The organism is Shivajiella indica (genome assembly GCF_042683085.1).
In the GTDB taxonomy this organism is placed as follows: Bacteria; Bacteroidota; Bacteroidia; order Cytophagales; family Cyclobacteriaceae; genus Shivajiella; species Shivajiella indica.
Window position 1 is genome coordinate 131580 of record NZ_JBHUIV010000020.1, and the last position, 14111, is coordinate 145690.

Genomic DNA, 14111 nt, shown 5'->3' on the forward strand with positions numbered 1-14111 from the left:
TATTACAGTAGGACGACTTTCCAAGTCGTTCAATTTTCATATCTAAATAGAATCCCATTCATTTCCAGTTTGGAAGTAAGGATGCGATTTAGGAAAATCGCATTACAGTAGGACGACTTTCCAAGTCGTTCAATATCCACATCTAAATAGAATCCCATTCATTTCCAGTTTGGTAGTAAGGATGCGATTTGGGAAAATCGTATTACAGTAGGACGACTTTCCAAGTCTTTCAATTTTCATATCTAAATAGGATCCCATTCATTTCCAGTTTGGTAGTAAGGATGCGATTTGGGAAAATCGCATTACAGTAGGACGACTTTCCAAGTCGTTCAATTTTCATATCTAAATAGAATCCCATTCATTTCCAGTTTGGAAGTAAGGATGCGATTTAGGAAAATCGCATTACAGTAGGACGACTTTCCAAGTCGTTCAATATCCATATCTAAATAGAATTCAATTTATTTTCAGTTTGATAATATGAATGCGATTTGGGAAAATCGCACTACTGGCTTTGGGAAAATCGAACTACATTGAAATTGAACTTTTGTCATTTGTTATTTATATTTTTGTAACCTTGTTTAACCATGGTTCCTGACCATAGCTGCGAAATTCCGCAAATATTCAATCAAATATGCCATTTATCATCTCTCTATTCCTTTTTTTAGCAAGCTTTTGGTCGGAAGTTCTCAAAGAAAATAATTCTGTTCAAAAGGTTTCTGATCCCAATGAAAAAAAGAAAAGGGTGGCGATTTCTTTTGACGATGGGAGTACCAGAGACATGCCGGGATATTCATGGGAGGAATGGAACGGAATGATTTTGGAGCATTTGCATGAGCATGAAGTACGGGCCATTTTATTTGCAACAGGTGGGCCGCTCAATAGTTCAAAAGGACGGAGTTTGTTGGAAAGTTGGAAAGAAGCAGAACATTGGCTTGGAAACCATACGTATTCGCATCCCAGTTTCAATGATTCTACTGTGAGTTTGGGAGATTATAAGAGGGATTTTCTCAAGAATAAGCAATTCCTTTCTCAATTCTCCAATTTTGTTCCCTACTTCCGTTTTCCTTACCTAAGGGAAGGGGAGACGGTGGAGAAAAGGGATGGTTTCCGGGAATTTTTGTCTGAACAGGAATTTAATAACGGGCATGTGACCATAGATGGGGAGGACTGGTATATTTCCAATAGATTTGTAAATAAGTTGAAATTTGCTCCCAAAATGGATCTAGAACCCTATCGGGAATTCTATGTGCAGCATCATGTGGATCGGGCGAGGTTCAATGACAGCTTAGCAGTGGTGCTTACTGGAAGACAGATTGACCATGTGCTTCTGTTGCACCACAACCTTGCGGCAGGCTTATTTTTAGGAAATTTGCTGGATGCATTGGAGAAGGATGGATGGGAAATCATTGATGTGTTGGAAGCGTATAAGGATCCCATCTACAATAACGCTCCCAAAACCTTGCCTGCAGGTGGGAATTTTTTAAGAGCCTTGTCAAAGGAAGCAGGTATTTATGGGGGACTTTTTAAGTTTGATGCTGAGAATGATGGGTACCTCAAGAAAAAAATGGATGCCTTAGGCTTATGATATTGCCTCAATAAATTTTCTGATCGTAAAATATTTCCTTAAAAAAAAACCTATTTTCTTTTCAATTCTTGATTTTCACCAAATTTGAACCCGTTTCATGCATGGATTTGTTAATTTATGTATATACATTTAATGAGGTGGCTTATGGAAATTGGAATAGATAGTTTTGCAGCTGCGGCGATCGGAGAGGGGAAGGATAAAAACAGAAAAAGTGCCCGGGCGCTTGAGGAATTATTGGACCGTATTGTATGGGCTGAGGAAGTTGGTCTTGACGTCTTTGGAATAGGAGAACATCATAGAAGAGAATTTTTGGATTCTGCTCCTTCCATTATCTTGGCAGCTGCTGCTGCCAGGACCAAACGCATTAGATTGACTTCGGCAGTGACTGTTTTAAGTGCTATTGATCCGGTAAGGGCTTTTCAGAGTTTTGCCACTCTTGACCTAATTTCCAAAGGAAGGGCAGAGATGGTGGTAGGGAGGGGGTCCTTTACCGAGGCCTTTCCATTATTTGGTCTGGACTTGAGAAATTATGATGCGCTTTTTTCCGAAAACCTGGATTTGTTGCTTGAGATCCAACAAAATGAATTTGTCACTTGGTCAGGGAAATTCAGGGCTCCACTTCAAAATCAGGCCATCTACCCCAGACCTTTGCAGGAGCCAATGCCTATATGGCTTGGAGTAGGGGGTACGCCAGGATCCTTTGCCAGAGCGGGGGCTTTGGGCCTGCCATTGATGGTGGCAGTGATTGGAGGGGAAACCCATAGGTTCAGACCTTTAGTGGATTTATATCGGGAAGCAGGCCTGAGGGCTGGGCATACTCTTGATAAGTTGAAAGTGGGACTGCATTCTTTGGGCTACGTGGCCACTACCGAGAAAAAAGCAGTGGAGGACTATTATCCGGGATATGCAGAAAACTTTACCCGAATAGGGAAAGAGCGGGGTTGGCCTCCTGTCACCAAAGGTCATTTTGATGCCCAAAGAGGCGCGAGGGGAGCCTATTTGATCGGAACCCCAGAACAGGTGGCCGAAAAAATATTAAGGCATTCTGAATCTTTGGGAGGTATATCAAGACTGACTTTTCAATTGGATAACGCCAATCTTACCCATGAGCAATTGAAAGAAACCATGGAATTGATCGGGAAGGAAGTGAGGCCTTTGGTGAATGGGGGATAGTGCTGAGTGAGGAATTAAGAATTAAGAATTAATGTATGTCCCTGATATAGGTTGACCGTTTTTACTCAACTCTATATCATGAAAGCAAACTTAAAATCGATCAACAAAACCAGGAGATTCAGTGATGATTTCAAGAAATCCATAGTCTCTGAATTTGAAAAAGGTAATTTCAGTGTACTCCAGCTGAGCCGTCTTCATTCGATACATTTCCAGACTATTTATAAATGGATTTATAAATTTTCTACCTTTAATGAAAAGGGCTACAGGATCGTTGAAATGGAAGAGAGTACAAGCAAAAAACTTAAGGATCAGGAAGCAAGGATCAGGGAACTGGAACGTGCTTTAGGTCAAAAGCAGCTAAAAATTGATTATTTGGAGAAGCTTATAGAGGTAGCCGGGAAGGACCTTGGTTTGGATTTAAAAAAAAATTCCGGTACCCAACACTCGAGTGGTGCACGCAAAACAGGGGGAAAATGAAATTTTCTTTGAATAAGCTATATACTGTTGCCGAGGTGACCAAACAGGGTTTTAGGCAATATAGGGAAAGGCAGTTGTTGTTTGATGCCAACATTCAAGTCCTCCTATCAGAGGTTGACCTGCTCAGGGAAGAGCACCCTGGCTGTGGGTTGGAGAAAATGTATGATACGCTCAAGCCTGGTTTCATTGGACGTGACAGGTTTATTGAACTGTTTATGGATCTGGGATACCGGGTAAGGCGGTACAAAAACTACCACCGGACTACCTATTCGACCAACAGGTACTATCCCAATCTGATAAAAGGTTATACGGTTAATGCTCCTTCAACCATCTGGCAGTCAGACATTACTTATATCAGGCTTGGGGAAAAGTTCTACTATGCTGTGTTTATTCTTGATGTTTATACAAGGAAGATTGTAGGCCACAAGGTTTCAGGTCATATGCGTGCAACGGCCAATGTAGCGGCTTTAAAAATGGCATTCAAGGAAAATGAGCCACCTCTTATTCACCACTCGGACAGAGGCAGCCAGTATGTGTATGAAGAATACCTGAGTATGTTGACAGAACAAAAATGTCAGATAAGTATGGGGTTGACCGCTCAGGACAATGCCTATGCGGAAAGGATCAACCAGACAATAAAGGATGAATATCTCAGGCACTGGAAACCATCAACCTTTGAACAACTTACAAGTGATGTGAACAGAGCAGTCAATCATTACAATACAAAAAGAATACATAAAAATCTAAATAAAATGACCCCTTTAAAGTTTGAAGAAAAGTGGTCAACTTACAACATCGAAAACAGACCAGTTTTGAGAATATTTAATAATATAATTCAATCACAAAACGGTCAACACTAATCAGGGATGCACATAAGAATGAAAAATGTGCTTCCCTAAATAGCATTGACCGTTTGGTTCAACAAGTTTAATGCAAGTATGGAATGAGAGATGATTAGTTGCCGGAAGACAGAATAAAAAAGTGGAATAACAAAATGTAAGCAAGCCCCTAAAGGGGGCAAATTCAATTAGCCATGGGTGAAACCCATGGAATTAAGGATAAATTGAAGTAGTACCCAACCCTTAAGGGGTTGAATTCACGAAATTCAGGAAGTAGGTGACAACAAAATGCTGATGTCCTATCAACGATGACCTTTTCTGTCATGTTTGATGGAAAATGACACTTTTTAATACAGTATAATCCTTTTTGTTCAATTGATTTAAAAGATTTCCTTCACGGATTTATCTCACTTTTTCATATCAGCCTATATCGTCCGTACCTACGGCACTAAAGGTTCCATACAATTTCCCTATTCCAGGCTATAATCTGCCGGGTTATTAAATCAGTCATACCTACGGCATTCACTTTCTCAGTGGACAATTGCTTAATGGAAACCTTCATGCCTTAACTTCCAAATGGTTCTCAAATCCGAAATCCGACTTCCGATTTTGAATTTTGGACTTTTGTAATTGGTCATTGATAATTAAAAATGCCCGACAGCAGGACCATCGGGCATTCCAAACCAATTGCAAAACTTTAACCATCACGAAAAAAACTCTCTGTTCTAACCTCCTATTAAAAAATAAAACCTTTATTCTCTTCTTAATTTTAATCAATAGGGCTTAATCATCCAGGAAGAGGATTTATCAAGCCATTGCTTTCTTGCTCTCTTCGCTGGTGGATCTTAAATAAAAATAAATAAATCCCAGCTGCGGTAATAGAAATAATAATGCCTTGGTGGCGCCTGAAGAATTGGCCAAATCCAATCCGAAAAGCTTACTTCCCATAAGAATCAAGACAACCGCCAGCATTGCAAACAGATTTGCCAGAATTAATTTGTGCTTGTTTTTCATAATTTTTAAAAGGGTTGATTTAAAATAATTAACAAACTTCAAAGGGGTAAAAAGTACTCCCTTTTATTAAAAACTCTCTAAATTTTACCCTAAGATTGCATTAAAATTTTTATTTCCAAACAATTGAAAATCAACCAAAAAGCCTTAAAACGCTGTGAATTGAAGGATTTTTAGGTACATGAACTGTTAATTGTAAGTCACCAAAAAGAAACTGTATTTCACCCTAAAACAGGAAGCGAAAAAAAAATTAAAAAAAAATTAAAAATTTTTTGAAATGGATATAATCAAGCGATTTTAAGTAAAATTTATATAAGCTTTTCCCATGATGAAAATTGGAAAAGATCAATGGGAAGAAATACGGCTTGGTGAAAGCGGATTGTAAAGGCATCCCTTGTGCCCTGGAATTGATTTATTATGAATTTGGCGCCTATAGGGAATTAATCAATCCCGGACAAGCTATCTCTACCTTTCAATTGGATAAGAGTTTATCCTTTGACTCTTGTTTTTAATCTTTTTAAAAAAACAAAGTCCGGGTAAAAAGCCGGACTTTATTTGTTCATGTTTCAGTTTTTAGAAAATCCATCCTTCCATCAAGGATTAATGCAGAATGCACCGATTAATTTGGCAAATTGATTGTTCAAACTTGAGTATCCATTGCCAACGGCCTCAAACTTATCGAAAGGAAATTACCTACAATAAGGACAATTCTCTTTAGGAGTAGAAATATCGTTCATCTGCCTGTAGAGGTCGCAGTAACTTTTTACCTCTTTGGAATTGGGTGAATAGCCGTTTTTGCATAGGTAAAGCCAGGCAGCTTCACAAAAACTATCTCTTTGAGGTTCACCTTGAGGCCCTTGATAGGTGCTTGTACAATATCCCGGCGCACTGGAAGAATTATTTCCTCCTCCACCTGAATCAGCATTTGGACCGGCAGCCAATACCCCACTGGTTCTCCAGGTTTCCAATACGGCACTCATATCCTTTGAACAATCCGACCAGGATGCATAAGTGCCTAAAGAACCTCCATCACAACCACCGTATTTATTGGAACTACAATTAACCGATAAAATATTACCGGAGATTGAATAACACATGGTTGCGCTCTCATCTTCTTCTTCGCCGAATAAATCAAGTAATTCACAGGAAGAAAAAACCATAGAAACTAAAAAGATGATAAATAGATTTTTAAATAATGTAGACATAAGAATAAATAATTAGTTTAAAATAAGAAATTGACTATTGAGATTTTTTGATCAAAAATTAATGATGAAAATTACGGTAAAAGGACCATTAGAGTGAATTTGACTCCGTATCCATATTTCTTTAAAAAGCCTGATTAAATAGAAAATTTTATTGTGAATAATAGTTTGAAACAGTGTTCAAAATTAGTTCGGTGTTTTAAAAATAAAAATACCTATTTCTTGGTATTTTTTGTCGTTTGCAGAAAGGAATTTTGTTTAAGGAATTTCGCGGAATTAAAGTCTTTTTTAGCTTAAAAAGTGAAGGTAAAAGGTTAAAACCGATTCAAAACGACTATTTTTTCAAACTAATGGATATACCTGAACTACTCGACCGGGCTATACTAGTATTATATTCAGGGTGATTTTTGATGTACTCCATAAACTCCCTGATCCCACTGGAAGACATCAGGACATTGTGGGCTGTAAACCTCCCACCTCTTTTTAATTTGGGATGGATATCTTTGAAATACTGCACATACCAATCCTTATCTGCATCTGAAAAAACAAAATCAAAGGGACCCTTTACCTCCTTGACCATTTGGTGGGCATCACCCAGCCTAAATTCCACATATTCAGATAATCCCAGTTTTACAATATTGGCTTTGGCTTCTTTTTGTCTGTTATCATCAATTTCCATGGTGATCAACTTTCCTCCTGTTTTACTCAAAGCCCAGGCAATCCAAATAGTAGAATGGCCAGTAGAGGTACCTATTTCCAATGCGGACTTGTAATTATTGTTTACGATTAGGTCAAATAGGACCTGTCCATCTTCATAAGGAACATTAAGACTCCTCCATTGCCTTTTGTTCTCATCTAAAAATTTTTGAACCCTTTCATCTAATTCCTTGTCTTTGGAGGAGGTTTGGGAGAAACAGCTCGTCGAAATTCCAAATACCATGAAAAAAAGTAATAAATAGGGGAGTGGGCTTAAATTTTTCATCGTAGCTGGGATTATTTAGGTCTGGAATCAGAAATGAAATTACGAATTTTCTGAGGAGATTCCGATAGAATGATATTATATCAGATAAATTCGTCATCCTGAGATTTTAAAATTTGACATTTCAAAAGATGCCACTGTCCTTCCTTTCCTGTTCAAATACAAACACCCCCTTTTTATTGGCAACGATGATGTCGATCAAACCGTCACCGGTAACGTCTTTTGTGACCAAATGAACCCCAACTCCGGAGTTGTCATCAATCCTATGCGGTATCCAATTAGGATTTTCCCCAGGGATATATTCATACCAATAGAGATAGGGAGGATCGAATTCACCCGGATCTGAGCCCATATGGGCAAAGAATCTCTTTCCGGTAACGAAATCCGGCAAGCCGTTGGAATTGATATCCACCATAGATAGCCCATGGGTCTGTGTATAAGATTCATCAATATGGTGGGTTTTCCAGCTAACATTGCCCTTTTCATCCCTCATTTGTTGGTGCCACCAAACCCCCAATTCATGGGCGGATGAGGATAACACATCCATCAATCCATCTCCATTGAAGTCATAGACAAACATTTGTGCGGCTGCTTCGCCTAGGTCTGCTGAATGGAATTTCCAATTTCCCTGTTTGGGATCCTCAGGCGCTTCCCACCATCCTTCCCTGATTACTATATCCATTCTGCCGTCCTGATTCATATCGCCTACTCCTAATCCATGAGAAAATGGAGCTGCTCCCGGACTTTCTTTGCTACTGATGGTAAATTGCTTCCATTCTTTGCCATCATTTGGACCCGGGGCTTTCAGCCAGATAATCTCACCTGTGGACGCATTTCCACCGATAATTTCAAGAAGGCCATCCCCATCAATATCATAAAAACCTGCAGACTCATTTCCCAAGGTTGGATAGATGGCATGGGCCATCCAATGACCGCCCTGATTTTTTGGGTTTTCATACCACATCACCTCTTTTCCCGGAAAACCTATCCTCACAAAATCAATCCAACCATCATGGTTCACATCTATGGCATGGCAGACAAATGCATTGCTATATCCCTTATCATATTCATATTTCGTTGGCCGGGTCATTTCATGCCTTGTCCAATGGGGCGCTTCAAACCAATAGGCTCCGGCCATCACATCGATCAGCCCATCTTGATTGACATCTCCTACTGCTACTCCTTCCGCTAGAAATTCATTGGTCAACACATTTTTCTTAAAAGTAATCCTATTTCCATTAATTTTTTCATTAACATTCTGACTGTGAGTAATTTGTGCAATAAACATTAAAGTGGAAAATAGGATTAATTTCTTTGCCAAAAATGTATATTTCAGTTGATTTTTATAGCAACTTTTCAGGCTTTCCTGTTTCGGTTTAAATATTATCATTTCAAGTTATTTTAGGTTCAGCAAATAAATCATCAGTCCATCAAATTCTTCTTTGGATAATACCGAATGGAAATTATCAGGCATCAGGGTGAATTTTGAAGCAGTCATTTCTAAGATATCTGTCCGGGACACCTTGAATTCTTCCCCTGTCTGATTGGCCAATACAATCATTTGCCCTTCCTCCCTTCGGTACAAACCTGTAAGGGATTGGCCATTTTTTAAGCTCAGGTTATAATTTCTGAAGTTTTCGGAAATATTCCTGTTGGGATCCAGGATTTTGGTCGCCAAAGCGGTTTTACCCCAATTGCCCACACCATCCAGTTGTGGACCAATCAGTCCCCCTTTCCCATCCACCTGATGGCATATACTGCAGTTCTTTTCATAAACCTTTCCGCCAATAGTGGCTGTACTTTTACCTGGATCAAACTCAGCAAGCCGTAATTGGATAAGGTTTTCTCTTTCCTCAGATACGGGAATTAAGTTTGCTGTAAGTTCTTCAAATGCTATACGCTGATCGGGTTTGATATTGGCCATGAAGGATTCTTCCACAGTTCTTGCCTTTAATATCCTGGCCGGGGCATCACCTTTTTTTATTGATTCTATCAATTGAGACTTACCTTCAGGACTTTTTGCCAGAACAGTTGCTATACTTTCCTGTAATTCTGTAGGTGCATTTTTCAATCCCTCTACCAAAAGTTTTCTAGCTGTTCCAGAGTCCCAGATACCCAGGGCGGTTGTGAACTTTCTTCTCATGGAAGACTCTTCACTTGAATCATAAATTCTATCAGCAATCAGGGAGCCATAGTTTTGGGGATCAATTTGCATTAGAGCCCTTGCCGCTGAAGCTCTCACATCCTCATCCATATCGGTTTTTATTACTATAGAGGACAGAGGGGTAGCTAGCTTTGCCAATCTATATTTTCCGGATACTTCTGTGGCATACAATAACCTGGTCTTTTCCCCATCGCTCAGGACTGTAGATTTTGGTTGGTCATCCATAATGCCAGTAGCTAGACTAGCGTACCATTTTTTGAAATTTTCAGGAGTGCTAAGCCCTCTTTGGTTGAAGCCCTGCTCTATGGCATTTGCCCAAAGATGGGCTTCTGCAGGATTTGCTCCGGAAATTTCTTTTGTCCAGACGTCAAGTTGATCCAGTTTTGTAAGTGGGATGTTCCTGGCCACTGATTCCGAATACGCTATACTTTTTTCTTTTTGTATATGGGTGGAATTCAAATAGGCCAAAAGAAAATCTCCGACTTCCGGAGCTTGAAGGTCTGAAAGTACAAGAGCAATTAATTCTTTTTCACCTGCATTCCAGTTATCATTTAGGGCCAATTGGATGATTTCTTTTTTCTTGAGGTGATTGGAAAGGGCCATGAGAACTGTATAGGCCAGGTGGGTATCATGATCTGGAATTTTGGTGTGCAATTCCACCAATTTTCGATAGCTGTTTTGATTGGGGTGTCGGCTTAACAATTCTGTGGCAGCCCTTTGCACATGGGGATTGGAGTCTTCCAGGTCATGAATGACCACAGCATACTGATCATCTGTCAATTGGGGGTAATTGGAGAGAAGTTTGTAGGAATGAACCCGTACCCTGGTGTCGGATTGCTTCAGTCCTTTTTTTAGATTATCCCATGGAAGGGCATTCATTCGGAATAATGCCCATTGGACTTGGATCAATTGTTCTGGACTTGTATTTGCATTTTGTAAGACATTCAGCAGTTCAGGAATTGCTTTTTCCCCAAAACGATCTACGATTTCGTCGGTTGCTGTCATCCTGATATGTAGTACCCCATCGCCCATTCCCTGAATTAGTTCCTTTTCGCTGGCTTTTGACCAATCTGTAATCGGCCTCTGCTGGCCTTTATAGGTAATTTTCCAGATTCTTCCGCTTATCCTATCCCTGCCGGGGTGATCTAAGGGTACCTCGTAATGGCCGATGATACGGTTATAGAAATCAGCGACATACATCGCTCCATCTGGACCGATTTTGATATCAACCGGTCTGAACCATGGGTCTTTGCTTACCAAAAAGTCTTCCTGCCTTTTTGCTTTTGGTGTGCTGCCATGGAATTCCATGGTATTTCTACTGATCCTGCAGGTCACCACATCTCCTGAATAAAAACTGTTTTGATATTCTTCTGGATATTGATTGTCCGTATAATAGACCAAACCTGATAGCGCAGTTGAATTCAGCCCATAATCCATCATGGTCGGCGCAAAGCCCATATTGGGTTCTTTCTTTCCCCATTGGGAATAATTTCCTCCCCAAATTAGCTGGTAGATCGGTAAAGTGTGGCAATCGGCGGAGTAGTGATATCCCATGTCATCATAATCAGATCCAAAGGGATTGATTCTTCCGTCAGTTGTTTTTTCAGCCCTGCTGCCATCCATTCTAAACCGGAATGTATTTCCTGATACCATGGTGATGGAATCTTTATCTGAGCCAGATACTTTGGAGATATTTGAAAAACCATGGGAAGCATGAATCCATCCATCAAATCCTCTGAAAAGATTATTCACCATTCCATGGGTATCTTTGTGTTCAAAAGGCCCAAATAGTATTTCTCTGTAGTCAGCCACATCATCCCCATCCTTATCCAAAAATTTATAAACGTGGGGGATGGAGTAGGCGATAGCACCGCCTTTGATTGGGATTATGCCAATAGGAATGTTGAGGTCATTGGCAAAATCCTGGATTTTGTCTGCTTTTCCATCACCATTGGTATCTTCCAGTATGGTGATCCTGTCTTTTCCTTCCCCTTGACCGGCAGCTATTGGATATTCTGAGGATTGCGTCACCCAAAGCCGTCCTTTTTCATCGAAAGCCATGTTGATGGGTTTGGTGATATCCGGCTCAGAAGCAAACAGGGTAACTTCAAAGCCGGGAGGTAGGATAAAACCGAGCCTTTCCTCTTCCGGGGACTTCCATGTAGAAGTTCTTACATGTTCTGCATAAATATCCGCCAAGGCTTCCCCTTCATTGGAAATCTCCTTTGACGGTTTTTGGCAACTTAGGTTAATCAATAATAATAAAAGGGGATAGAGAAGGGCTTTATAATTGATCTTCATAGGTAAGGTGGCCGGGAAATTTGTTAGAAAGCAAAGCTTATTAAACTTAATTTTATTTTATCAAAGAAACAATATATAGGATCCATTATTCCAACAACTTCATGCATAGGAATTATAACTTTGATTGGTCATTTAAGTAATTCAGGTTGCCTTTTGGCGTAAAATTCTTAATTTATCGTTCCAAATAACCAAAGCTTAACAGTTATGAAAATATCGCTTATAAAATCTCCCAAAGGCAGGGTAATCTGGTTTTTATTGTTTGTATTTATCGGATTTGGAAATGTACATGCCCAAATGGAACCAAGTATTTTTTCAGATTCAAGCAGTGAAAATGGACTCTATTCCCATCCTTCCGAATTGAACTTTGCGAATGAAAGTAATTTATTACCTGAACCCAATGATATCATCGGGAGATGGGACCTTACATTGACTATGAACGGGAAAGAAGCATCTTCCTGGTTGGAGGTAAAACTTTCAGGGATCAGCACCTTGGTTGGATATTTTGTGGGCGACGATGGAAGTGCCAGGCCTGTTTCAAGAGTGAACTATTCAAACGGTAAGTATACCTTCAGTATTCCCCCACAATGGCAGAACAGCGATAAAGACCTGATTTTTGAAGGCAGTTTGGAAGCAGGAAGACTTATGGGTACAATCCAACACCCTTCTGGAAACAGTTATGCATTTGTCGGGGAAAGAGCCCCTTCATTGGTTAGGGAAAAGCAACCTTCTTGGGGTCCTACCGTCCAACTTTTTAACGGCAAGGATTTAAGCGGATGGCATGCGGATAAATCCGTAAACCAATGGAAGGTCAAAGATGGAATCCTGATCAGTGAAAAGTCAGGTGCAAATCTGATTACGGATGACAAATTTGAGGATTTCAAATTAAGGGTGATATTCCGCTACCCTGAAGGGAGCAATAGCGGTATTTATTTGAGGGGAAGGTATGAGGTACAAATCCAGGATGATTTTGGAAAAGAACCTTCCAATGTGTTATTCGGCGGGATTTATGGATTTTTAACTCCCAATGAAATGGCTGCTGGAAAAGCAGGGGAATGGCAGGATTACGAAATCACCCTCATTGGCAGGAGATTGACTATAGTGGCCAACGGCAAAACTATTATTTGTGATCAGATCATTCCGGGCATAACAGGTGGTGCTTTGGATAGCAAAGAGGGTTTGCCAGGTCCCCTAATGCTTCAAGGTGACCATGGACCGGTGGAGTTCAAATTGATTGAATTGATACCGGCAGTTTATTGATTTCAACGTTCAAACATGTACGATGAAATGTACGGTAGCGTACATTTTAGTCAACTGAAATGCCCTTATATTCTATAAAGGGCATTTTTTTTCTGGCATTTGAATTGAGAATCTTCTTAAAAAAAATAATCGAATGGTAAGTTTTCTTCTTTGGTTGATCCTGATGGTTTTGTGCTGGCCTCTGGCATTATTGGCACTGATCCTATATCCAATAGTTTGGTTGATTCTTTTACCCTTTAGGTTATTGGGTTTTGCCGTTGATCTATCATTTTCTTTAGTCAGGAATCTTGTGATGTTGCCCTTCAATTTGGTGAAAAAAGTTTAGGAAGGGTGGTGGACCGATGTCGGAAGTTGGATGGCGGAAGTTTGAAGTCGGATGTCGGATGTCGGATGTCGGATGTCGGAAGTGTGAAGTCGGATGTCGGAGATGAGAAGTAGGATGTAAGTATGTCGGAAGTCGGATGTCGAATGTCGACCCTTCGTCATGTTGAGAATTTAACATTTTAGGTAAAAGTACAGAAAGGGTAATGACAATATTGCTCGTCTTGCTGAACGAAGTGAAGCATCTCTTCTATTTTGAGAGACTCTTCCTTCGTCAGAGTGACGGTTTCTCCAATCTGTCATTGGTAGCATAGCGAAACATCTCTTGGTTTAAAAAAAAAACCATTAAAAAGTTAAGGAATTAAGGTTTTCATTATGGGCATTAGATCTGAGCCCGAAGTCGCAAGTAGGATGGCCTAAGTCGGAAGTCGGATGTCTGAAGTCGGAAGTTTGGAATTTGAAGCTTGGATTCTTGGAATTTGGTAATTTGTAATTGCTAATTAATTATTTCTCCTCCGACCTTGCTGTATAGACCTGATATAAAATTCTTCCACTTTGGTTCTTGCCCATTCGGTCTTTCTCAAAAATTTTAGGCTTGAATTAATGGAAGGATCATGGGTAAAACAGCGGATGGTGATTTTTTCACCAAGTTTTTTCCACCCGTATTTTTCTACCAAATAATCCAGGATATCCACTAGACGCACGCCATGTAAAGGGTTGTTGGGTTGGGATTCCTGTTCAGGTTTTTTAGGTTTTTCCATTGACCTCAATGTTTAATAACAAACTTTTCAGTACTGGATTT

The 14111-nt window shown here is 39.9% G+C and carries 13 protein-coding genes; 7 read left to right on the top strand and 6 right to left on the bottom strand.

The genetic code is table 11. The annotated features are described in order from the left end of the window. The first annotated feature begins 631 nt into the window (after positions 1-631). From ACFSKV_RS14695 to ACFSKV_RS14710, 4 genes are all read left to right on the top strand, one after another. Positions 632-1585 (top strand): polysaccharide deacetylase family protein, encoded by a 954-nt coding sequence (locus tag ACFSKV_RS14695; protein ID WP_380804306.1) that lies wholly within the window; start codon positions 632-634, stop codon positions 1583-1585. 117 nt (positions 1586-1702) lie between these two features. After that, the gene (locus ACFSKV_RS14700; protein ID WP_380804309.1) at positions 1703-2758 is read left to right on the top strand and encodes an LLM class flavin-dependent oxidoreductase; all 1056 of its coding nucleotides are present in this window, start codon (positions 1703-1705) and stop codon (positions 2756-2758) included. A 78-nt stretch (positions 2759-2836) separates the two neighbouring features. Next, positions 2837-3235: a transposase gene (locus tag ACFSKV_RS14705; protein WP_380804312.1), complete on the top strand. Its 399-nt coding sequence runs from the start codon at positions 2837-2839 to the stop codon at positions 3233-3235. Beyond that, complete coding sequence (locus ACFSKV_RS14710; RefSeq protein ID WP_380804315.1) at positions 3232-4095, top strand: IS3 family transposase; 864 nt, start codon at positions 3232-3234, stop codon at positions 4093-4095. The genes ACFSKV_RS14705 and ACFSKV_RS14710 overlap by 4 nt, the downstream gene beginning before the upstream one ends. 786 nt (positions 4096-4881) lie before the next feature. Here the strand turns inward: ACFSKV_RS14710 and ACFSKV_RS14715 are convergent. Further along, on the bottom strand, positions 4882-5088 hold the full coding sequence (locus ACFSKV_RS14715; protein WP_380804318.1) for a hypothetical protein: 207 nt from the start codon (positions 5086-5088) through the stop codon (positions 4882-4884). A gap of 332 nt (positions 5089-5420) precedes the next feature. Between ACFSKV_RS14715 and ACFSKV_RS14720 the strand changes: the two genes are divergently transcribed. Then, the gene (locus tag ACFSKV_RS14720; protein ID WP_380804320.1) at positions 5421-5597 is read left to right on the top strand and encodes a hypothetical protein; all 177 of its coding nucleotides are present in this window, start codon (positions 5421-5423) and stop codon (positions 5595-5597) included. Between the two features lie 177 nt (positions 5598-5774). On the opposite strand, the gene ACFSKV_RS14725 is transcribed toward ACFSKV_RS14720, so the two are convergent. The 4 genes from ACFSKV_RS14725 to ACFSKV_RS14740 all read right to left on the bottom strand — a co-directional run bounded on the left by ACFSKV_RS14725 (position 5775) and on the right by ACFSKV_RS14740 (position 11731). Further along, on the bottom strand, positions 5775-6290 hold the full coding sequence (locus tag ACFSKV_RS14725) for a hypothetical protein (RefSeq protein ID WP_380804322.1): 516 nt from the start codon (positions 6288-6290) through the stop codon (positions 5775-5777). Between the two features lie 331 nt (positions 6291-6621). Then, positions 6622-7269: an O-methyltransferase gene (locus ACFSKV_RS14730; protein WP_380804325.1), complete on the bottom strand. Its 648-nt coding sequence runs from the start codon at positions 7267-7269 to the stop codon at positions 6622-6624. Positions 7270-7390: 121 nt separating this feature from the next. Beyond that, positions 7391-8656: an FG-GAP repeat domain-containing protein gene (locus ACFSKV_RS14735; RefSeq protein ID WP_380804327.1), complete on the bottom strand. Its 1266-nt coding sequence runs from the start codon at positions 8654-8656 to the stop codon at positions 7391-7393. 6 nt (positions 8657-8662) lie between these two features. Beyond that, complete coding sequence (locus ACFSKV_RS14740; RefSeq protein WP_380804329.1) at positions 8663-11731, bottom strand: PVC-type heme-binding CxxCH protein; 3069 nt, start codon at positions 11729-11731, stop codon at positions 8663-8665. A gap of 204 nt (positions 11732-11935) precedes the next feature. On the opposite strand from ACFSKV_RS14740, the gene ACFSKV_RS14745 reads away from it, so the two are divergent. Both ACFSKV_RS14745 and ACFSKV_RS14750 read left to right on the top strand, forming a co-directional pair. Continuing rightward, positions 11936-12988 carry a 3-keto-disaccharide hydrolase gene (locus ACFSKV_RS14745; protein ID WP_380804332.1) on the top strand — a complete coding sequence of 351 codons (1053 nt, stop codon included), beginning with the start codon at positions 11936-11938 and terminating at the stop codon, positions 12986-12988. 133 nt (positions 12989-13121) lie between these two features. Beyond that, positions 13122-13313, top strand: a complete 192-nt coding sequence (locus ACFSKV_RS14750) for a hypothetical protein (protein WP_380804335.1) — start codon at positions 13122-13124, stop codon at positions 13311-13313. 496 nt (positions 13314-13809) lie between these two features. Here the strand turns inward: ACFSKV_RS14750 and ACFSKV_RS14755 are convergent, their stop codons facing one another. Beyond that, positions 13810-14070: a VF530 family protein gene (locus ACFSKV_RS14755; RefSeq protein ID WP_380804337.1), complete on the bottom strand. Its 261-nt coding sequence runs from the start codon at positions 14068-14070 to the stop codon at positions 13810-13812. Positions 14071-14111: the final 41 nt, after the last annotated feature.

Coding starts and splice junctions, on each gene's coding strand:
- ACFSKV_RS14710 (WP_380804315.1), top strand. CDS start 3,232: ATGAAATTTTCTTTGAATAAGCTATATACTGTTGCCGAGGTGACCAAA.
- ACFSKV_RS14735 (WP_380804327.1), bottom strand. CDS start 8,656: ATGATAATATTTAAACCGAAACAGGAAAGCCTGAAAAGTTGCTATAAA.
- ACFSKV_RS14700 (WP_380804309.1), top strand. CDS start 1,703: ATGTATATACATTTAATGAGGTGGCTTATGGAAATTGGAATAGATAGT.
- ACFSKV_RS14750 (WP_380804335.1), top strand. CDS start 13,122: ATGGTAAGTTTTCTTCTTTGGTTGATCCTGATGGTTTTGTGCTGGCCT.
- ACFSKV_RS14705 (WP_380804312.1), top strand. CDS start 2,837: ATGAAAGCAAACTTAAAATCGATCAACAAAACCAGGAGATTCAGTGAT.
- ACFSKV_RS14725 (WP_380804322.1), bottom strand. CDS start 6,290: ATGTCTACATTATTTAAAAATCTATTTATCATCTTTTTAGTTTCTATG.
- ACFSKV_RS14695 (WP_380804306.1), top strand. CDS start 632: ATGCCATTTATCATCTCTCTATTCCTTTTTTTAGCAAGCTTTTGGTCG.
- ACFSKV_RS14730 (WP_380804325.1), bottom strand. CDS start 7,269: ATGAAAAATTTAAGCCCACTCCCCTATTTATTACTTTTTTTCATGGTA.
- ACFSKV_RS14740 (WP_380804329.1), bottom strand. CDS start 11,731: ATGAAGATCAATTATAAAGCCCTTCTCTATCCCCTTTTATTATTATTG.
- ACFSKV_RS14715 (WP_380804318.1), bottom strand. CDS start 5,088: ATGAAAAACAAGCACAAATTAATTCTGGCAAATCTGTTTGCAATGCTG.
- ACFSKV_RS14745 (WP_380804332.1), top strand. CDS start 11,936: ATGAAAATATCGCTTATAAAATCTCCCAAAGGCAGGGTAATCTGGTTT.
- ACFSKV_RS14755 (WP_380804337.1), bottom strand. CDS start 14,070: ATGGAAAAACCTAAAAAACCTGAACAGGAATCCCAACCCAACAACCCT.